Below are 21,508 nucleotides of genomic sequence, written 5' to 3'. Positions count from 1 at the left end.
GTGCTCGTATTGAAAAGCTGAGGTGTTTTTATGAAAATTCGCCACGAGTTGACGCCTTATTTTTGTGAGACTTACGGGATTGATCGGGACAAGGATTACCCTGTCGAATGGGTTGATTCGCGAACCTTGCTCGTGAGCGAACGGCTGGATTTGGTAGCGAAGCTGATGTACATCGAAGCCCGTGAAAACAGCCGGCTAACTCCATTCATCAGGGAATGCTACGTCAAGCACATCGAGGCCTTTTCCTATGGGACGTTCAAAGAGAGCGGGAGCCCTGAAAAGGACACTATCGAAAAGTATTTCGCCTCATTCGATCAGCTGATCGATGCGATCAAAATTTCCGGTTTTGAGAAAGACAAGTCTGTCGTTCCGGTCGGGAAAGACAATGTGCTGCTGGACGGGGCACATCGGGTTTCGGTTGCCATATACTTCAACAAAAAAGTGCCGATCGTTCGACTTTCTGATGCAAAAGTCACGTACGATGCTGCCTATTTCAGAAAGCGCTTACTCGATAGGCGGTGTTTGGATTTTCTGGTTCTCGAGTATGCCAAACTGAAGGAGACTGTTCAACTGGTTTACGTGTTTCCGGCAATCGAACCGAAATTTTCTTATGCCCGGAAAATCCGGAAAGCTATCAATCAAGAGGGTAAACTTATCTATTCCATAAAAATAAATCCCCTGAACACTTCAACAGGAGTATTCTCCTCAATCTTCGAAAATTCTACGCTCATAAAAAATCCTCCGAACAATCATAGCCCAAAATCATGCTCACTCTACCTTTTCGAAACTGCCGACAAGGCGGGTAATGACGCAATCCAGGCCCATGCGCAGCAACTTTTCCAAAACAGCAAATACACACTCCACTTTGAAACCGACCCAGAAAAAGTCCGGCAACAGCTGATGCATCTGGCTTCCGCTGAACCAAATACCCAGTTTCCGGGCAACTGGATCATAGCCAAAAACAAACAAGTCTCTAAATGGCTAGTTTACAAACAAAGGACATGGTTGCTTCGGAGCTTGAAACGACTGGGGCTGTTCACGGCATTCCGGAAAATATATCGGGGGCTGCGAAGAAATGCCTTATCCAAATGAAACGCTCTAAGCCACCCATTCAGCTGATGACCATCTCTGGGGAGGAAGCCATATGAGTAAGAAAAAGCAGACAGTTTACGAAACATACGGGAAACGCAGTGTGGATATCATCGGATCGGCAGCTGCATTGATAGCATTCAGTCCGATTTTAGCCGCAACCGCAGTCATGGTTCGCCGCAAGCACGGCAAACCGATCCTTTTCACCCATGAACGGCCGGGAAAAGACGGAAAAATCTTCAAAGTCTACAAATTCCGGACGATGACCGATGCCCGCGATGCGCAAGGCAAGCTGTTGCCGGACGGTGATCGGCTGACAGAATTCGGCAAAAAACTGCGCCGCACCAGTCTGGATGAATTGCCGGAATTGTTCAACGTGCTGAAGGGGGACATGTCGCTTGTCGGTCCGCGGCCTCTGGAAGTTTATTTCCTTCCTTACTATACGGAGGAAGAGAACCACCGCCATGATGTCAAGCCCGGACTCACCGGTTTGGCCCAGATCAGCGGACGAAATGCGTTGTCTTGGGAGCAGAAATTCCAGTATGACTTGGACTATATCCGGCACATCACTTTCCTGGGCGACCTGAAAATCCTGATGGACACGGTAAAGACGGTGCTCGGACGGAAAGATGTTGTCGAGGAAGGCGGCGCGGTGCTGGTCGATTTCAACGAAGAGCGCGCACGCAAATGGCAGGAGGAAGGGAGGAGCCAGTCCCATGAAGTACACTGAAATCGGAAGCAATTTTTGGCTTGACCCTGACAGCACCTACTCCGGTAGGCCGATCCCTGTCGAAACGTTCCACTTGCCGGATGGGGATTTGGCCTACACATCCACCGGCCGTGGCGCCATCGCTTTGTGTCTGCGTCAGCTCGACTTGGCGGAGGACAGAAAAACAGCGCTGCTCCCGGCTTACACCTGCGATTCGGTCGTTTTGCCTTTCGTGGAGAACGGTTATCGCGTGGCCTATTACGATCTTGAAACAGATTTGACGGTGAATGAGCAAGTCTTCCTCGCTAAAATCAGAACGACAGATCCAACCGTCATCCTAGTGCATAACTATTTCGGTTTTGACACGCTCAGCCCGCTGAGAGGCACTTTTGAAACCTTGCGCAGCCAAGGCATCATCCTGATCGAAGACTTGACACAAGTCCTCTTTTCGGAAATTCCGCGCGTGGAGGCTGATTTCTATGTGGCAAGTTTCCGCAAATGGATGCCGATTCCGGAAGGCGGTCTGGCACTTAAACGCAAGGGGTCTTTCAAAAATGTGCCGATCGAAACCGACGAACTTTTGGAAAAGGCCAAGCTCGACGGACTGTATGCAAAATTCAGATATATCGTCAGAGGCGAGGGGCCGAAACAAGTCTTCTTGAATAAATGCCGGATTGCCGAGCAAATTCTGGAAACCCAAGGGGATCTCTTCGCGATGGGTGATTTTTCCAAACAATTCTTGGGTGATATTGATATCTGTGAATTAAAGCAAAGCCGCCGTGTGAATTACCAGTATTTGCTGGAGCCTCTCAAAGACAGCCACCTCCTCGTGCCGGTTTTTCCGGATTTGCCGGAAGATGTCGTGCCACTCTATTTGCCGCTTTACGCGCAGTCCGAAGAAAGCCGAAATCGGCTCCAGCTGTTGCTTCGGGAGCAGGCCATTTATGCGCCGATCGTCTGGCCCAATTTTGATGGCTTCAAAGGTCTGTCACTGGAAGGCATTACGGAATCGGTCACATGGATCTACACGCATACGCTCAGTCTGCCGCTGGATCAGCGTTACGGATCAGAAGATATGGACGCCATTGCAGTCGTGCTGAAGAATTTCGAACAAACGGAAATGCTCTGCGATAACGTTGGAAAGGAGACTTTGTCATGACGAAAGGGTCGGTCGTAACGCTTGCGGAAAGCGAAAGGTGGGATGAAATCGTCCGTTCCTTCGCTGCTTTTGATGTCTATTATCTTAGCGCCTATGCACGGGCTTTCCAGCTGCACGGGGATGGGGAGCCGCTGCTGTACTATTACGAAAAAGACAATCTTCGGGCCTTGAATGTCGTCATGAAACGGGATCTGACAAATGACCCGCACTTCAGCAGCACTTTCCAGCCCGGCACACACTTCGATCTGGCGACACCCTACGGATTCGGAGGCTTCATTCTGGAAGGTGATGTGACTGAGGAAAAGGTCCAGGAGTTGGACCTTGCCTACAGCCGCAGTTGTCGCCGAGCGGGCATCATTTCGGAATTCGTCCGTTGCCATCCGGTCCTGAAGAACCAGGAACAGCTCGCTGGCCTTTACAATTTGACCCGTTTCAACGATACGGTCGCGATGGATCTGGCTTCCAAAGAAGTCATCTGGGCGAACCTGACCCATCCGAACCGGACCAACATCAAAAAGGCTCGGAATTTTGGGGTCGAAATCTTTTGTGGACGTTCACCGGAACTGATCGGAGCATTCATGAACCTTTACAATGCCACGATGGATAAGGACCACGCCGCCGATTACTATTATTTCAAGCAGCCGGTCTTCGAGAGCATCCTCCGGGATTTGGCGCATCATGCGTTGTTCTTCTATGCGGTGTACGAAGGAAAAATCATCGCCATGACAATCGCTTTGTTCGCGAATGGACAGTTGCACCTGCATTTGAGTGCCTCCGACAAGGAATGTCTGCATTTCTGTCCGAGCAATCTGCTTTATTACGAGGTCGCCTGTTGGGGAGCCGACAATGGTTACCGGACGCTGCATATGGGCGGCGGGGTGGGCGGTCAGTCTGACGGATTGCTGCATTTCAAGCAATCATTCAACCGGCATGCGGATACGTCATTCTGGATCGGGCGCAAGATTTTTGATGAGGAACGCTACGAAGCGTGCTTGGCTATCCGTAAGGCAGATCCGGCTTTCGATGCCGCAACCGGTTATTTTCCGGCCTACCGCGGCTGAGCCGATAGAGCCAAAAGAGAGGGAGTTGGGAACATGGGGAATCCGGTGATCAAGCAACAACTGTTGGGAATCCTGAAGGCGATCGATGCAATCTGCCTTAAAGAAGGGCTATCCTACATGATGACGTTCGGGACGCTTTTGGGAGCGGTCCGGGAGAGTGGCTTCATCGAATGGGATGACGACGCCGACCTGATGATGCTGCGCAAAGATTACAATGCCTTCGAAGCGCGCTGTCAAGATCATTTGGCCGAAATGGGACTGTTCCTGGACCGTTCCGAGCGGGTGCCGAATGTGGCGTTGGTGGCCGATCCGAGCATTATGGTGGACCTCTGCATCTTGGATGCCTTGCCGAAAAAACCGCTCCACAGGAAGTGGCAGAATTTCGAACTGAAGCTGCTACAGGGGATGATGAAAAAGGATGTCGACTATGCCCAATATGATTCCGTCGGCAAAGTGCTGGTTTTCGGGACGAGCACGCTCGGGAAATTCATGACGGATGAAGCAAAATTGAACACCTACATGCGGATCAGTCAGCGGGCCAATGTCGGCGGTGCGGATGAACTTTTCATGTCGAATGGGCTTTACCGGTTCATGGACATCACCTTCAAGAAGGAATTGGTGGCGGAAACGGTGCGGCTGCCTTTCGAGGATTTGGAACTGTTGGCGCCGGCCGGTTGGGATCAAGTATTGCGGTTGTTCTTCGGGAATGATTATATGACGCCGAAACGAGAGAATTATTATGCGGAAATCTGAGATACGGACAGCTGCGTTTTGAAAGGACAGATGAAGGAGGAAAAGAAGATGAGAGTATTGATGCTTGCAGCAGGGAGAGGGACGCGGATCAGCAGGTACTTGTCGGGGCGGCATAAATCCACCGTCGACATCGGCGGAGAATATTTGATCAAGTACACAGTGGAGCAATTGAAATTGAAAGGCATCACCGACATAGCCATCACGGTCAGTTACCAAAACCAGGAAATCAGGAAAATACTGGATGGACAAGGGGTTACCTTCTATTATAATCCGTTTTTCGACGTCACCAACAGCATCGCTTCGGCTTGGTTCGCCCGCGATTTCATCGTCGATGATGAGGCGATCATGATCATGAATGCCGATGTCTTTTTGGAGCCGGACCTGATCGATGACATCATCGCCGAGGAGCACAGCCCCATCCTGTTCGCGGATGATTCGCGGAAAGAAGAGGGCGATTATAAATTCTATTATGAAAACAATGTTTTGATGAAATACGGTAAGGAATTGCACGGCGATGATATCACAGGTGAATATGTAGGTGTCGCCAAAATCGGGAAGGATTTCCTTCCCATTTTCAAAGAGCAGATGGAGCACATGATCAATACCCAACAGCACGGCGTTTGGTGGGAAAACATCCTTTATACGCTGGTCGGCAGTCATGATATCCTCATCAAAGAAGTGGAAGGGAAATTCTGGGCCGAGGTGGACTTTATCGAGGACTACGAACGCATCCTGCGCTTCCGCGATTACCGGTTGAACTACAACATTGAGGTCGTCCACTTGGATTGAACAGTGGTCGGATAATCGGGCCGCCAGTAAAAGGAGGGATCTTTGTGCCGTTGCAACATATTCTGTTTCTTCTGTTCCTCGCGACGAAGCCGTTCTACTTGTTCCCTTCCGGAGGGCTGCAGTTATCGGACCTGTTTTTCGTGGCTTCGTTTTTCTACTATGTCTTCATCGTCAAAAAAGGCGACAAGATCGAAATAGACAAGACGGATAAGCCGCTGTTCTTGTTCGTTGTCTTCGTCTTCATTGTGAATACGGTCTATGCGACTTACTACGGGGAATCAGCTTTCGTCATTTCCTCGCTGTACTATCTGTACAACCTATTGATTGTCATCTTTTTCCGGATCTATGCCGAAGATCGGCGCTTCCTGTCGTCGGTCGCCGTGGTCTGCCGTTTCAACATTCTTTCGCAGTTGGGTATTTATCTGGTCGGGCTGGGGCGCTACTACACGGCCAATCGCTACATGGGTACCTTCAACGATCCGAACCAGATGGGTTTCTTCATCTACATCTCATTGATGACGGCTTACCTCATTGCGAAACTGAACCATAAAGAATTGCACGTTCTCTATCATGCAGTGGCGATCGTCCTGATTTTCCAGACTTCTTCAACAGGGATGCTGTTGGCTCTTACTGTGTTCTATGGAGTGTGGCTGTTGACGAAAGTATTCACCTTGCTGCGGCGCATTCACAATGTCCGCTTCATCCTCTTTTGGACTGCGCTATTGATGGCGCTGTTGCTCTTCAGTCCGAAGTGGGATGATTTCAAGGAAACAATTGCGCAATCGCCGATCATCGAACGGGTAGAGCAAAAAATTGGGCGGATGGAAGTAGCGACGGACGGTCCAACCAATCTTCAGGATCGCGGTATCGATAGAATTTATCTTTATCCAGAAAAAACCCTTTTCGGAGCTGGGGAAGGGATGCACGACCGCTTCGTTCTGTCCGTTTCTGACAACGAAATCCATTCGACACTGTTTAGCATCCTTTTCTATTACGGCATGGCTCCGACGCTTTTGTTTCTGTATTGGGTGGTGCTGAACGTACGGCGGCTGTCGCTCAGTAATCTGGCTGTCATCGTGTCGTTGGCCGTGGAAAGTGTGACATTGCTGAACCAACGCCAACCGCTGTTCTGGATGCTGTTCGTGCTGTTGCAGGTGTTGGCGTTCCAGAAAATTGCGGAACGGGAAGGAAGCAGCATCGCTGTTGAAACGGATCATGGAGGGCTTCTGAAAATCGCGAAAGGAGACGATCGGATTGAACATTCTCTACGTATCGACGATTTCCGGGACCATTAACCTCTTCCTCGTGCCACACATCACGCGCTTGATGGATCAGGGGCATACGGTCTCCGTCGCCTGCAGGGTAGAAGATCCGATCCATCCGGAACTGTTGGCGAGGGGGGTTAAGGTTTATCCGATCGCGTTTCAGCGTTCCCCGTTCGATAAACGCAATCTGGAGGCTTATCGGGAACTGAACCGGGTTCTTGATGAAGAAGTCTGGTTCGATTGGGTACACACGCACACGCCGGTGGCATCGGCTTTGGTGCGGCTGGCTTGCCGGGACAGGCAGGATGTGAGAGTCCTGTACACTGCTCACGGATTTCATTTCTTCAAAGGAGCGGCGCGGAAAAATTGGCTGACCTATTACCCAGTCGAAAAAGCCCTGTCCCGTTACACTGACGTCCTGATTACAATGAACAGCGAGGATTATGCTTGCGCAGCCGACAAATTTTCAGCCGGACGCGTCGTCAATGTGCACGGGGTAGGTGTCGATTTGAGTCGATTCACGCTTCAGGCGGAAAGCGAAAAAGAACGACTGCGCCGGGAATATGGCTTCGCGCCGGATGATTTTATCCTGGTTTATGCAGCGGCGCTGAACAACCGCAAGCACCAGACAATCCTGATCGAGGCGATGGCGGAACTGGTAAAGGTGGTCCCGAAAGCCAAGCTGCTTCTGATCGGGAAAGGACCGAACGAAGTGGGTTATAGTGCCTTGGTTAAATTATTGAAACTGGAAGGGCAGGTCTACTTGATGGGCTACCGGAAGGACGTGCCGCAGCTGATGCAACTGGCCGATGTCGCGGTCTCCTCATCGAACCAGGAGGGGCTGCCGGTGAATGTGATGGAAGCGATGGCGATCGGGCTGCCACTCATCGTCAGCGCTTGCCGAGGCAACCGCGATCTGGTCGAAGATGGACGCAACGGTTTCCTGATCAAGCAAGACGATCCGGCTATGTACGCAGAAAAGCTCGTGATGCTTTATTTTGATGACAAGTTGCGCGAAAGCATGAAACGAGAAAGCGCGGCAATGATCCAGGACTACGCGGTCGAAAACGTACTGCGGGAAATGGATGAAATCTATTCAGAACTGCTTCGCCGGGAATGACGGGGCAGGAGCGCATCACTACCAGAAAGGGGGATACCCGTCATGCCAAGGGTATCGGTCATCATGGGCGTCCACAACAGCGGCGCCAAAGTGGAGCGGGCGATTGCGTCGGTCCTAGATCAAAGTTTCCGTGATTTTGAATTCATCATTTGCGACGACGGCTCTACCGATGAAACATGGTTGCGGTTGGAGTCGTCGTTCGAGGACGATCCGCGCATCAAGCTGCTGCGCCACAAATACAACCGAGGTTTGGCGCCCGCGCTGAATGCGTGTCTGCGGGAAGCGAGCGGCGAATTCGTCGCCCGGATGGATGACGACGATTGGTCGCATCCGAACCGTTTCGAAAAGCAAGTTGCCTTTCTAGATGAGCATCCGGAGTACGCCATCGTCGGCACGAGCCGGAACGTCTTCGATAAAGGTGGAATCTGGGGCGCCCGCGTCAGTTCCGGCGAACCGTCGAAACTGCAGATTTTCCGCGGGCGCACGTTTTTGCATCCATCGGTGATGATGCGACGGGCGGCCTTGCTGGAGGTCGGAGGCTACACGACAGGGAAATTGACGGAACGCACTGAAGATTTCGACCTGTGGTGCAAACTCTACAGCAAGGGCTATGCCGGCTACAATCTGTCGGATATTCTGATCGATTACTATGAAGCGCGGGACTCTTATAAGAAACGCAAATACCGATACCGCCTGAACGAATTCCGTCTGAAACGGCAATGGGCGAAAGCACTGGGGATTCCGTTGCACCGGCAGTTATATGCATTGCGCCCACTCATCGTCGGATTGTTCCCGGCTGTCTGGGTCCGCAAATATCATGAACGGAAATACCGCAAACCTTCGGAATGAAACCAATAAGCGACGATTGTCGGGGTGATGGGATGTCTCGGACGAAAAATTCATTGAAAAATATCTCGGTCGCGATTGTGGGCGAAATCGTGGCTGTGCCCGTTGGCTTCATCGCCCGCATCATCTTCATCCGGATTCTCGGAGTAGAATATCTTGGCGTGAATGGACTCTTCACCAGCATCCTGACGATGCTTTCGCTCGTCGAACTAGGCATCGGCCCGGCAATCGTATACAGCCTCTACAAACCATTGGCCGAAAAGGACATCCCGAACGTGAAGGCGCTGATGCAGCTCTACAAAAAAGCTTACTTTCTCATCGGCACCCTCATCCTGCTTTTGGGCATCGCCCTTATTCCCTTTCTGCACCTCTTCGTGACGGACGCTTCGAACGTGCAGAACCTCGATTGGATTTTCTTCCTGTTTGTCCTCAACTCCGCAGTTTCCTACTTTTTCGCCTACAAGCGCAACCTGATCGTCGCCGACCAGCAGCGCTACATTGTGACGGTTTACCGTTTCGGCTTCTTTTCCCTGGTGAATGCGCTCCAGATTCTCTTCCTTTATTTGACGCGGAGCTATATCGATTTCTTGCTGCTGCGCATCTTGTGCACGTTGTTGGAAAATTTGTTTATCGCGCACAGTGCGGACAAACGTTATCCGTTCCTGAAGGAGAAAACGACCGAGAAACTCGACTGTGAAACCATTGAAGAAGTAAAAAAGAACACAGCTGCAATGGTGACGCAAAAAATCGGTGAAATCGTGATCAACGCTACCGACAATATCGTCATTTCGATGAGGGTCGGCACGGTCTTTGTAGGGCTCTATTCCAATTATCTGCTGGTCATCAGCGCGCTGAACGGGATCCTCGGTCAATTCTTCACCGCTATCACAGCGAGTGTCGGAAATCTTGGGGTTACCGAGTCGAAAGTAAGGCTGCTGGATGTTTTCGGGAAAATCCAGTTCGCCACTTTCTGGATTTTCGGTTACAGCAGTATTTCGCTCTATTACCTGTTCAATCCGTTCGTCAGATTGTGGGTAGGTGAGGATTATCTATTGGGAATGGAGACGGTGCTGTTGCTAGTGGTCCTCTACTATATCCAAGGCATGCGCCGCGCGGTTTTGACTTTTCGGGAAGCGTTGGGTCTGTATTGGTACGATCGCTACAAACCGATCTTCCAGTCGGCAGTCAATGTCCTCTTGTCGCTGGTGTGGGCGCCGGTATACGGCATCTCCGGGGTCATCTTCGCGACAATCGTGTCGCTGATCACAACCTGCTTTTTGGTTGAGCCTTATTTCCTATACAAAATTGGCTTCGCTGCGCCACTTTGGACATATTATATTAGTTATGCGCGCTATACGCTGATCACGCTTGCGACCGGGTATTTGACAGGTGCGGTCATCGCCCAAATCGACGGATCCGGGTTTGCGGCTTTGGCAGCCAGCTTCGTGTTATGTCTGGTAGTGCCGAATCTGCTGTTCCTGATACTGTTCTATCGGACGCAGGAGTACCGGTATTTCAAAGGGCTTATGGTCGAGGTGGTGCGCCGGAAGCGGAGGTGACCGGATTGCTACTGCCGGCAATAACCAGAAAAAAATCAAAAACATGTATGTCAAAGGTATTTTGGGCATCCGCCCAATGCAGCCCCGTACGAATAAAAATTCCAGAACAAGTTAGGTGGTGTTGAAGATGAGCAAAATTAACTCCAAAAAGAAAATGGTTATTTTGATGTTCATCGATAGTCTATCAATCATGCTGGCGGCGTTCCTTGCTTATTGGCTATTGGAAAATTACGTAACGCTGCCGAATCATTATTATTATTTGATGATCGGGATAACCGTGGTGATCTATGGATCTCTGGGCGCTTTTCGCCACCTTTTCGCGAATTTGCCATATTTTACTGGGCTGCATGATCTCATTTTCCACGTGAAGATCCTGTCGTTTGCGTTTTTGCTGTCAGCTATGGCTTCATCGGTCGTATTCCGACTTGTGAGCTATCGTTACATTTTTTTGACCTATATGTTCTCACTCGTCTTCATTCCGGGTATCCGGATGGCGTGGCGGATCTATCATGAGTACACAGAGAAAGTCGATTACCGCGGCAAGGATGAGTCGTCCGGAAAGATACGGACGCTGTTGGTGGGCGCTGGGGAAGGCGGACGGCTGTTCATTTCTAACCTGATCCATCGGCCGAACAATATCGAAATCGTCGGCATAGTCGATCGTGATGAGAGGAAGCAGCAATATCGCCTGATGGGTGTCCCTGTATTGGGCAAGGAAGAAGATATTCCAAATCTTGTCACCAAATACGGCATCAACCAAGTGACCATTACCATCCCTTCCCTGAAGCCGCAGGAGCTGGAACGCATCCTTGACTACTGCAATCAAGTCGGGGTGGCCGTCAACCAGATGCCGCGAATGGAGGATGTCATGACCGGCAGGCTATCCGTCAGCCGGACACGGGGAATCGATGTGGTCGACCTGCTTGGAAGGAAAGAAGTAAAACTGAACAAGCAGCTGATTATCGAATCCTTGAAAGACAAAACCATCCTCATCAGCGGTGCGGGTGGTTCGATCGGATCAGAGTTGTGCAGGCAGGTGTCCAAATTCGGGCCGAAGCGCTTGATCTTGTTGGGGCACGGGGAAAATTCGATTTATCTGATCCATCGCGAAATGACGCTGACCTATGGGAAAACGATAGACATCGTGCCGGTGATAGCTGATGTGCAGGACCGCAAGTTGATTTTTGAAGTGATGGCGCAGCATCGCCCGGACTTCGTTTTCCACGCGGCTGCGCATAAGCATATCCCGATGATGGAATGGAATCCGCGCGAAGCGGTCAAGAACAATATTTTCGGGACGAAAAACATGGCCGAGGCTGCCAAAGCCGCAGGGGTGAAGAGTTTCGTCATGATTTCCAGCGACAAAGCGGTTCGTCCTACCAATGTGATGGGGGCGACGAAAAGGTTGGCTGAGATGATCGTGACGGCTTTGGACGAACCCGGCAAAACTAAATTTGCGGCGGTCCGGTTCGGGAATGTTCTGGGCAGCCGCGGCAGCGTCATCCCTGTTTTCAAAGAGCAGATTGAAAAAGGCGGGCCAGTGACAGTGACTGATTTCCGCATGATCCGCTATTTTATGACGATTCCGGAAGCGAGCCGGCTCGTCATCCAGGCAGGTGTACTGGCGAAAGGCGGCGAAATCTTCATTCTCGACATGGGTGAGCCCGTCAAAATCGTCGACTTGGCTAAGAAAATGATCAAGCTTTCCGGTTACAACGAGGACGACATCCCCATCATAGAGACCGGCATCCGCCCCGGCGAAAAGCTGTACGAGGAATTGCTGGCGGACGAAAGCATGCTGGACAGCAAAGCCTATGAAAAAATCTTCGTCGGCAAGGCATCCAATTTCCCATTGGAAGAAACGACAGCGTTTGCGGAAGACTTGCTGATGCAACCGACAGAAACGTTGCGCACGAATTTAATCGGCTATGCTTGTTCGCACCAGTAAGAAAGGTCGTTGTTTGTACGAAAGGAGTGCATCCCCATGAACGAAAAAAACGAAAAGCGGATCTTGTTGGCGTCCCCGCATATGTCCGGGTTGGAGATGGCCTATATCAAAGAGGCCTTCAGTACCAACTGGATTGCGCCATTGGGTCCCAACGTCACCGGTTTTGAAAAAGAAATTTGCGCCTATACCGGTGCTGCTTACGCGGATGCCTTGTCTTCCGGAACGGCCGCCATCCACTTGGGCCTGATGTATTTGGGCGTCGGGAAAGGAGATGTTGTCTTTTGCCCATCCCTGACTTTCTCGGCCTCTGCCAACCCGATCATCTATCAGGGCGCGACTCCTGTGTTCATCGATTCGGAACGCGAATCCTGGAATATGTCGCCGCAAGCGCTTGAAAAGGCGTTCGAGCAGTATCCACATCCTAAAGCGATTGTTATCGTAAATCTCTATGGACAATCAGCTGATTACGATCGATTGAAAGCTATCGCAGATGCCCATCGTGTGCCGATATTGGAGGATGCCGCCGAGAGCCTCGGGGCAACCTACAAAGGCAAACAGACCGGTACATTTGGAGACATCGGCATCTATTCTTTCAACGGCAATAAAATCATCACGACTTCCGGAGGCGGGATGCTGGTGGCGAGCGACAAACGCGCCATCGAGAAGGTGGAGTTCTGGGCTACCCAAGCCAAGGAGCATGCCCCGTACTACCAGCACAAAGAGATTGGTTACAACTACCGCATGAGCAATGTCGTGGCAGGCATCGGTCGCGGGCAACTGCAGGTGCTGGACAAACGTATCGCCAGAAAGAAATACATATTCGACTATTATAAGGAAGCCTTTCGGGATCTGGACGAGTTGGAAATGATGCCGATTGCTGCTTACGGCGAGCCGAACTACTGGCTTAGTTGTGCGACAATCAGATCCGGCGTGCAGGTCCGTCCGAAGGAGCTGTTGGATTATCTGGACTCCAAAAATATCGAAGGACGCGCCATTTGGAAACCGATGCATCTGCAGCCTGTCTTCAAAGGCACGGCATTTTTCAACCACAACCCTGAGGAACCGAGCGTTTCTGAGGATATTTTTACGCGCGGACTTTGCTTGCCGTCGGACACGAAGATGACGGATGCAGATCTAGATCGGATCGTAACGCGCGTCAGTTGGTTTTTCGGGGCAGCTTCGTCACGTTATTGAGTGGTGTTATTTTTTTCCTGAGGAATATTTTATGATATAATGAAAGCGTGTACAAAAAGGGTGCGCATGTAGTCCATTATAAGGGAGAATAGGCAGTTTAAGCCAAAAAAGTGGAGGGACCATCATGAAAGAAGAAGTATCTTTAAGGGATCTGACGGCATTAATTAAGCAAAGGCTAGGGATGATAATCGGGTTCGGCTTGATCGGACTTGTGCTTGCGGCGATCTACACTTTTCTGATTGTGACCCCCCTATACGAATCCAAAACCCAACTGCTCGTGAACCGCGCGAGCGATGAGGCGAATGGCTTGGTGCTTAATGACATCAATTCCAATGTGCAGATGATCAATACCTACAAAGATATCATCGAAGGACCGGTCATTCTTGGCGGCGTCATCGAATGGTTGGAGCTGCCTTATTCAGTCGAAAACTTGGCTGATCAAGTGACGATAAGTGCAAATGAGGATTCGCAAGTATTCTCATTGACTGTCACTTCCCCGAATCCCGCTGAAGCTGCTGAAATCGCCAATGAAATTGCCTTGACTTTTCAAAGCAATGTCGTCGAAATTATGAATATCGAAAACGTGCAGATCATTTCGGCTGCAGTGCCGGATCCAGATCCGGTGTCACCGCATGTACTGAACAACCTTTTGATCGGGCTGGGCGTCGGATTATTGTCCGGGTTCGGCGTTGCTATGTTGCGCTATGCGATGGCGAAGACAATCGATGATTATCAGTTCATTACACAAACAATAGGGTGGCCAAATCTGGGAACCATTTCGGAAATGAATAAAGAAGAAAGAACGGCCATCGCTGACATGCAGAAACAAAAAAATGCGGCGGCAAAAAGCCTGATAGCAGTTGAAAGAGCAGCGGCTTCAGGCACGGAACAGGCAGTGGTCCATAAACGAATTCCCGATGAAAAGCCGACTGTCATTGTTGAGCAAGTACAACAAGAGCATTCTGATGCCGTCCCGACGGCAAAAAAAAATAAAACTTCTAAAAAACAGCCTTCCGCCCACTCGGGGAACGGGCCTGAACGACTCGTGACAGTGGCGGACATGACAAGAGAAAAAATTGGTGTCATCCTTCAGAACAGTGATGGCAGCGAGATAATGAATGCCGGCAACAAAAGGGGGAAAAGATGATGGTGGAGGCAGTTAAGCGAAAAAATAAAAAAACAAAACAATCGAAACGCACGCACGGTCTGATCACACTGGCCATACCGAACTCCCCCGTTTCGGAACAGTTCCGGACATTGCGGACCAACATCCAATTTTCGATGATCGACAAAAAACTGAAGTCGCTTGCTGTTCTTTCGGCCACATCAGGGGCCGGCAAGTCAACAGTAGCCGCGAACTTGGCGGTGACCTTCACTTTGCAGGGGAACCAAGTGCTGTTGGTGGACTGCGATTTGCGGAGGCCATCCGTTCACCGCGAATTCGGAATACACAATGCGGAGGGGCTGACGAATCTGTTGGCCAACCACGTCGGGAAGGGCCTTGATGACTATCTGCATACGTGCGAGGTGCCGGGATTATCCATCCTGACTGGCGGTCCGGTTCCACCCAATCCAGCCGAGCTGCTTTCCAGCAATCGGATGAAGCAACTGGAAAAGGATGTGGCGGAACGATTTGATTTGGTGATCTATGATACACCCCCTCTGCTGGGGTTCACCGACGCACAAATCCTGTCCGGCCGAATGGACGGAACCATTTTCGTGGTCCGTTACGAAGAGGACACGAAAGAGGATGTCCTGAAGGCGTCGGATTCCTTGAGGATGGTCAATGCCAATGTATTGGGCGTCGTGTATAACCGTGCACCTGGCGGCCAGAAAGAACACAGTTATTATTATGGCTATCATGATGAAGAATGACTTTTGTATGTATGAACGTATGCATGTGGTAAAGATCGAACAGGGCGGTCTCTGATGAGGTCGTCTTTTTTTGCGGAACAATCGCCACAGCCCGTTCGGTTGCTTCAGCTCAGGGGAGGATGCCGCTCATCAGATTTAATGCCTCAGAAAAAGGCTCTCCTCCGGCGAAGATTCCCTCGCCGGAGGAGAGCTTCTCGACAGTAACGTACCTCCGGCGAAGCCGTCGCTGGCCGGAGGTGCCGGTCGCCCCAAATACCTCAGTTCCGGCCAACTCAGCAAGCGGGCAGGAATTTCATCAAGTCGTGAAAATTATTTAGTCATCGCCCCCATTTAATGTATAATGAGAAAGAATACTTTATAGGAAGAGGATAGATTAAATATGATAACTTTAAAATCTGAACGCGAAATTCAAGCTATGGAAGAGTCAGGAGCGATCTTGGCGGGCATCCATGAGGAATTGCGCGGTTTCATCAAACCGGGTTTGACCACGATGGAAATCAATAACTTCGTGCAGGCCCGTATCGAAGCGGCCGGCGCCATCTGCGAACAAATCGGTTTCGAAGGCTACGAGTATGCCACTTGCACGAGCGTCAATGACGAAATTTGCCACGGTTTCCCTGGTAAGTATGTACTGAAGGACGGCGACCTGATCAAGGTTGATACAGTTGTGAACTACAACGGCGCCATGTCCGATTCCTGTTGGAGCTATGCGGTCGGCGAGGCGACACCGGAAGTGAAACGCTTGATGGAAGTCACTGAGAAGGCTTTGTATCTGGGCATCGAACAAGCCAGAGCCGGCAACCGTGTCGGGGACATCGGCCATGCGATCCAGACTTACGTCGAGGGCGAAGGTTTCTCCGTTGTTCGGGAGTTCATCGGCCACGGCATCGGACCGACGATGCACGAAAGCCCATCCATCCCGCATTACGGTGAAGCCGGTAAAGGCCTCCGCCTGAAGGAAGGCATGACGATCACGATCGAGCCGATGGTCAACACTGGAGTTTGGAAGTCCAAAATGGACGCCAACGGTTGGACGGCCCGCACGAAAGACGGCGGCCTGAGCTGTCAGTTCGAGCATACGATCGCCATCACAAAGGATGGCGCTAGAGTGTTGACGCAACAAAAGTAATGCGTGGGGTCCGAGCTTATTGAAAACAGAAGCCCTGAATCGAGGCTCCGGACTATTTTTTGTATCATATTTCTTTCAGGGCCGAACGAAGCTGTTCAGCTTTTTGCAGAGGAATGCTGTGCATCGAATAATTTACCGGAATTCCAGTAAAATAATTATAGTTATTTCAAGAATGGTATAGTACAATATTTTACAGTGGAGAAATGTGGCGTTGCCACCTATTTTTCTGAAGAACACAATTCAATTTGTAATCATAGAGGCTTTTATTCAGGAGGGAAATCATGGAGGAAGAAATATCATTAGGTGAAATTTTTGCAATCTTAAAGCAACGGCTGGGTTCCATCATCATGTGGGGTTTGGCAGGATTGTTGCTTGCGGCGCTATACACATTCTTTTTCGTGACACCGACTTACCAATCGACTTCGAAAATCGTCGTGAATCAAACGCAGAATGCGGAACAGGCGATCACGAACACAGATATCCAGACCAACTTGAGTCTGATAAATACCTATCAAGGCATCATCAAAGAACCGATCATTTTGGAGGACGTCATCACGGATACTGGCTCGAACCTGACTTTGGGAGAGTTACGTGACAAGTTGACCGTTCAAACGGAAGACAGCTCATTGGTGTTCGGTGTGACCGTTACGGATGAAAATCCTTATACTGCTGCAGATTTGGCGAATGCAACAGCTTCATCATTTGAAGAAAAAATCGGCAGCATCCTGGACGTGAACAGCGTGACGATCCTATCGCAAGCGGTAGCAAATCCGAATCCGGTATCTCCGAATACACCGATGAACCTTGTGCTGGGCCTGTTGGTCGGCATGATGATCGGCGTAGGCTTGGCATTCCTGGCTGAATTCATGGATAAGACCGTCAAAGACGAAAAGTTCATTGAACAGTTGGGCTGGCCGACATTAGGCGCAGTTCTGCAGATGTCCGAAGAAGAACTGACAGCTACTCGTTTTGTCCAGGCAACACCTGATGTAAAGACGCGCAAAGCCAAAAGACGTATCTAGGAGACGATAATCTATGTTTGGATCAAGTAGAAAGAAAATTATGAAGTTGGACAGCCAACAGCGTAAAGGTTTGAGTTTGATTTCTAAATTACGGCCCAAATCTGTCATTGCTGAGCAGTACCGCACCATCCGTACCAATATCCAGTTTTCCATGATCGACCGTGACGTCAAATCGATCGTCATGACATCATCCGGACCATGGGAAGGGAAATCCACGACATCGGCCAATTTGGCTTCTGTATTCACAGATCAGGGCAAACGCGTATTGCTGGTCGATGCGGATTTGCGCAAACCGACTGTACAACGGACCTTTGGCTTGAGTAATGTAGAAGGTCTGACGACCTTGTTGAGCTCTCCTGAAAAAAACACAGCTGAAGTCATTCAAGTCGTTACAGGAACAGATTTGCATGTTTTAACGAGCGGACCGATTCCACCGAATCCATCCGAACTGTTGAATTCGAATCGGATGAATACGTTGATGAAGCAATTCACAGAAATGTTCGACATCATCATCTATGATATGCCGCCGGTGACGTCCGTAACGGATGCACAGATTATGGCAGCGAAAGCGGATGGGGTTGTTTTTGTGATCCGTCACGGCATTTCGCAAAAAGATAATGTACTCAATGCAAAAGAATTGCTGGAGATGGTGAACGCGAACGTTCTCGGCGTGGTGTTCAATGGCGTAGAGAAGAAAAATGACCACTCGTATTACGGCTATGGCTACACAAGCGAGGGGGATGCTTAATGATCGATCTTCATTGCCATCTATTGCCTGGTGTCGATGACGGAGCCCGAACATTGGAAGATTCATTGGCGATGGCCCAACTGGCCGTCGCCGAAGGCATCTCCCATATACTTGTGACACCGCACCATAAGAATGGTAAATTCCTGAACCCGAAAGACGCCGTGGTGGAAGCCACTGCAGCCCTGCAAGAAGAATTGGATGCGCGAGGTATCGCACTTACCCTATACCCTAGTCAAGAAATCCGCATCAATGGCGAGTTATTGAATGATATCCAAAAAGAGGAAGTCCTGTTCGTGGACGAAGAGAAGCGTTTTTTGCTTATCGAGTTTCCTACGTTGACTATCCCTGAATACACGGAACAGCTTTTTTTTAAATTACGACAACAAGGCATCACGCCGGTAATCGTTCATCCCGAACGTAATCAGGCGATCATTGATGATCCAAATATATTACTCCCTTTCATCGAAAGGGGCGCGTTGGCTCAAGTGACAGCCAGCAGCTACGTCGGAGCCTTCGGTAAAGACATCGCTCAATTGAGCTACCGTCTGATAGAAGCAAACCTCGTCCATATCATCGCATCAGATGCGCACAATACGCGTGGGCGCGGTTTCCACTACAAAAAAGCTTTCTCCCGGCTTCAGGCTGATTTTGGGGCTGAGAAGGTGGCTTATTTCAGACAGAACGCGAAAGATTTGCTGAATGGAGATGTCGTCCATACAGAGGCTCCTGTGGAAGTCTACCAGAAGAAAAAACGATTCTGGCTGCTCGGAAAATGAATATGTGAAAATACGAAGTGCGGAGAACAAAGCAATTAGTTCTCCGGGCTTTTTTGTATTTTCAATCAGGAGAAAAGATTGTTTTTTCATTATGATTTTCAAAATTTCTTTTTTAATAAACCAAATTGTTTTATACTGATGAAAGTATAAGGGTTCGCTGTCATAACGTTTTTTTCGGAAAATCAACAATTCAACTGGGAGTGAAAAGTGCAACAATGTATGTTTCCAAGAATAGGTTCAAAAAAAAGAGAGTTAAGAAAAGGTTTTTGCTTCTTTTCCTTCTTGGGGTTTTAGTTGTCTCGGGAGGCTGGATGTGGCGAGCCTATAACCGAATGGACAGCACGATGGATGCTGTATTTTATGATGTGGAAACGCGGGACAAACGTGAGGATGCGGTGTCCTTATCTGCTGAACAACCGATTTCCTTTGCATTGTTGGGAATCGATAGTTATGGTGATGAGCTGGAGGAGATGGGAGGGCGATCGGATACGATTATCCTTGTAACAATCAATCCGCAGACAAAGCAGACTACTTTGGTCAGCATTCCGCGCGATTCTTACACCGAAATGGTAAATTATCAAGCGGAGACATCCAACGAATACAACGATAAGCTCACACATGCCTATGCTTTCGGAGGAACAGAGATGGCACTCAATTCCATCCAGGAGTTCTTGGCTGTTCCTGTCGATTATTATGTCGAAATCAATATGAACGGCTTGGAGGATTTAGTCGATGCCATTGGTGGGATCGAAATCACCAGCCCATTGACGTTCGAATATAACGGAGCTTCTTTCAAAACAGGGGATACCGCGACCTTGAAAGGTTGGGAGGCTCTGGCCTTCGCCCGTATGCGGTACGATGACCCACAAGGGGATACCGGACGTCAGGAACGCCAACAGTTGGTCATCAAAGCAATCGTTGATCAATTGTTGAGTACCAAAGGCATTTCCAATTATGAAGCGATCCTCTCATCGGTAGAAATGAGCATGCGCACGAATTTGACGTTCGAGAATCTGGTCGATATTCAAAAATATTACAGCGACTCCATCATTTCCTATGAGCAATTTGTCATTTCTGGGGAGGATCTGTACATGGGAGATATCTACTATTATTATGTCCAACCGGAAGAGCGCTTACGGATTTCCAACTTGTTGCGGGATGAGTTGGCATTGGAGCCGGCCAATCTTGAGGGTATGAACTTTTCGGATGCTGATATCCAGTTAGGGTACGGGGACACGGATACTTTGGAAAATTGATTATGGTATAATAGAGATACGTTTTTTGTCAAAAGGAAATTATGAAACCTATCAATCGGAAAGAGGGATATTATGTCAGTTTTAGTGACTGGAGGCGCCGGTTACATCGGCAGCCATACCGTAGTGGAATTATTGAATGCAGGCCAGGAAGTGGTCATCGTCGACAACTATTCGAACAGCAAACCGGAAGTCTTGAACCGGATCGAAACGATCACCGGCAAAGCGCCGACTTTCTATGAAGTGGACGTGCTGGACCGCGAGGCGTTGGATGCGGTCTTCGCAAAAGAGGAAATCGACTCGGTCATCCACTTCGCCGGCTACAAAGCGGTCGGAGAGTCCGTCGTGAAACCGATCGAATACTACCACAACAACATTACGAGCTCGCTCATTTTGTGCGACGTGATGCGCAATCATGGCGTGAAGAAAATTGTTTTCAGCTCCTCAGCAACGGTCTACGGGATGAACAATGTGTCACCGCTGACGGAGGACATGCCGACGAGCGCAACGAACCCTTACGGTTACACGAAAGTGATGATCGAACAGATCCTGCAGGATGTGGCTTTCGCCGATTCCGAGTGGAGTATCGCTTTACTGCGCTACTTCAATCCGATCGGTGCGCATGAATCCGGCCTGATCGGCGAAGATCCGACCGGTATTCCGAACAACCTGATGCCGTACATCACGCAAGTAGCGGTCGGAAAATTGCCGCGCCTGAGCGTCTTTGGGGACGATTACGATACCTCGGACGGCACGGGCGTACGCGACTACATTCACGTCGTCGACTTGGCGTTGGGCCACATCAAGGCTTTGGACAAAATCAAGGAGACCAATGGAGTCGGCATCTACAACCTCGGTACCGGCATCGGCTACAGCGTGCTGGACTTGACCTATAACTTCCAGAAGGCTACCGGCGTCGAAATTCCGTACACAATCATCGACAGACGTCCCGGCGACGTCGCGACCTGCTACGCGGATGCGAACAAAGCCAAAGAAGAATTGGGCTGGACAGCACATAAGACCTTGGCGGACATGTGCCGCGACTCCTGGAACTGGCAAAAGAATAATCCAAACGGTTACGAAGCATAAAAGAAAGGAAAAACGCTCTCCAATGAATCGGAAAGCGTTTTTTTTTTTTGTTTAAAATCAGAATATCTATTCTATTGTTCAACATTAGTATGCTAAACTAATCGTTGTACTCATTTCTGTTATT

20 protein-coding genes are annotated in these 21,508 nt (G+C 49.7%); all 20 read left to right on the top strand.

Translation table 11 applies throughout. The features are described from left to right. Positions 1-30: 30 nt before the first annotated feature. The 20 genes from ACTCCX_RS05570 (at position 31) to galE (ending at position 21,384) form a co-directional block, all read left to right on the top strand. Positions 31-1,092 (top strand): hypothetical protein, encoded by a 1,062-nt coding sequence (locus tag ACTCCX_RS05570; protein ID WP_463275100.1) that lies wholly within the window; start codon positions 31-33, stop codon positions 1,090-1,092. Positions 1,093-1,144: 52 nt separating this feature from the next. After that, positions 1,145-1,819: a sugar transferase gene (locus tag ACTCCX_RS05565; RefSeq protein ID WP_463275099.1), complete on the top strand. Its 675-nt coding sequence runs from the start codon at positions 1,145-1,147 to the stop codon at positions 1,817-1,819. Then, the gene (locus ACTCCX_RS05560; protein ID WP_463275098.1) at positions 1,806-2,957 is read left to right on the top strand and encodes a hypothetical protein; all 1,152 of its coding nucleotides are present in this window, start codon (positions 1,806-1,808) and stop codon (positions 2,955-2,957) included. The genes ACTCCX_RS05565 and ACTCCX_RS05560 overlap by 14 nt, the downstream gene beginning before the upstream one ends. After that, positions 2,954-4,018 carry a GNAT family N-acetyltransferase gene (locus tag ACTCCX_RS05555; RefSeq protein WP_463275097.1) on the top strand — a complete coding sequence of 355 codons (1,065 nt, stop codon included), beginning with the start codon at positions 2,954-2,956 and terminating at the stop codon, positions 4,016-4,018. Before ACTCCX_RS05560 ends, ACTCCX_RS05555 begins: the two co-directional genes overlap by 4 nt. A 33-nt stretch (positions 4,019-4,051) precedes the next feature. Continuing rightward, positions 4,052-4,771, top strand: coding sequence for a LicD family protein (locus tag ACTCCX_RS05550; RefSeq protein ID WP_463275096.1), 720 nt, complete (start codon positions 4,052-4,054; stop codon positions 4,769-4,771). A 48-nt stretch (positions 4,772-4,819) separates the two neighbouring features. Continuing rightward, positions 4,820-5,560, top strand: a complete 741-nt coding sequence (locus tag ACTCCX_RS05545) for a phosphocholine cytidylyltransferase family protein (protein ID WP_463275095.1) — start codon at positions 4,820-4,822, stop codon at positions 5,558-5,560. A 44-nt stretch (positions 5,561-5,604) separates the two neighbouring features. Next, positions 5,605-6,855, top strand: a complete 1,251-nt coding sequence (locus ACTCCX_RS05540; protein WP_463275094.1) for a hypothetical protein — start codon at positions 5,605-5,607, stop codon at positions 6,853-6,855. Continuing rightward, positions 6,815-7,945, top strand: a complete 1,131-nt coding sequence (locus ACTCCX_RS05535; RefSeq protein WP_463275093.1) for a glycosyltransferase family 4 protein — start codon at positions 6,815-6,817, stop codon at positions 7,943-7,945. The genes ACTCCX_RS05540 and ACTCCX_RS05535 overlap by 41 nt, the downstream gene beginning before the upstream one ends. A 42-nt stretch (positions 7,946-7,987) precedes the next feature. Beyond that, positions 7,988-8,794: a glycosyltransferase family 2 protein gene (locus ACTCCX_RS05530; RefSeq protein ID WP_463275092.1), complete on the top strand. Its 807-nt coding sequence runs from the start codon at positions 7,988-7,990 to the stop codon at positions 8,792-8,794. A gap of 32 nt (positions 8,795-8,826) precedes the next feature. Beyond that, positions 8,827-10,350, top strand: coding sequence for a lipopolysaccharide biosynthesis protein (locus tag ACTCCX_RS05525; RefSeq protein ID WP_463275091.1), 1,524 nt, complete (start codon positions 8,827-8,829; stop codon positions 10,348-10,350). Between the two features lie 127 nt (positions 10,351-10,477). Next, positions 10,478-12,298, top strand: coding sequence for a polysaccharide biosynthesis protein (locus ACTCCX_RS05520; RefSeq protein WP_463275090.1), 1,821 nt, complete (start codon positions 10,478-10,480; stop codon positions 12,296-12,298). 36 nt (positions 12,299-12,334) lie between these two features. Continuing rightward, positions 12,335-13,492, top strand: a complete 1,158-nt coding sequence (locus tag ACTCCX_RS05515; protein ID WP_463275089.1) for a DegT/DnrJ/EryC1/StrS family aminotransferase — start codon at positions 12,335-12,337, stop codon at positions 13,490-13,492. Positions 13,493-13,616: 124 nt separating this feature from the next. Continuing rightward, positions 13,617-14,639, top strand: coding sequence for a YveK family protein (locus tag ACTCCX_RS05510; protein ID WP_463275088.1), 1,023 nt, complete (start codon positions 13,617-13,619; stop codon positions 14,637-14,639). Continuing rightward, on the top strand, positions 14,636-15,367 hold the full coding sequence (locus ACTCCX_RS05505) for a CpsD/CapB family tyrosine-protein kinase (RefSeq protein ID WP_463275087.1): 732 nt from the start codon (positions 14,636-14,638) through the stop codon (positions 15,365-15,367). Before ACTCCX_RS05510 ends, ACTCCX_RS05505 begins: the two co-directional genes overlap by 4 nt. A 379-nt stretch (positions 15,368-15,746) precedes the next feature. Further along, on the top strand, positions 15,747-16,496 hold the full coding sequence (gene map, locus ACTCCX_RS05500) for a type I methionyl aminopeptidase (RefSeq protein WP_463275086.1): 750 nt from the start codon (positions 15,747-15,749) through the stop codon (positions 16,494-16,496). 281 nt (positions 16,497-16,777) lie between these two features. Next, positions 16,778-17,518: a YveK family protein gene (locus tag ACTCCX_RS05495; RefSeq protein ID WP_463275085.1), complete on the top strand. Its 741-nt coding sequence runs from the start codon at positions 16,778-16,780 to the stop codon at positions 17,516-17,518. A gap of 13 nt (positions 17,519-17,531) precedes the next feature. Beyond that, positions 17,532-18,266 carry a CpsD/CapB family tyrosine-protein kinase gene (locus ACTCCX_RS05490; RefSeq protein ID WP_463275084.1) on the top strand — a complete coding sequence of 245 codons (735 nt, stop codon included), beginning with the start codon at positions 17,532-17,534 and terminating at the stop codon, positions 18,264-18,266. Continuing rightward, positions 18,266-19,042, top strand: a complete 777-nt coding sequence (locus tag ACTCCX_RS05485; protein ID WP_463275083.1) for a tyrosine-protein phosphatase — start codon at positions 18,266-18,268, stop codon at positions 19,040-19,042. Before ACTCCX_RS05490 ends, ACTCCX_RS05485 begins: the two co-directional genes overlap by 1 nt. Positions 19,043-19,353: 311 nt before the next feature. Beyond that, positions 19,354-20,298 (top strand): LCP family glycopolymer transferase, encoded by a 945-nt coding sequence (locus ACTCCX_RS05480; protein WP_463275082.1) that lies wholly within the window; start codon positions 19,354-19,356, stop codon positions 20,296-20,298. Positions 20,299-20,370: 72 nt separating this feature from the next. Next, a complete protein-coding gene (gene galE, locus ACTCCX_RS05475) occupies positions 20,371-21,384 on the top strand; it encodes a UDP-glucose 4-epimerase GalE (RefSeq protein ID WP_463275081.1) in 1,014 nt (337 codons plus the stop codon). Positions 21,385-21,508: the final 124 nt, after the last annotated feature.

Source organism: Trichococcus sp., from assembly GCF_055118575.1.
This window is presented reverse-complemented; position numbering and strand designations above follow the sequence as displayed.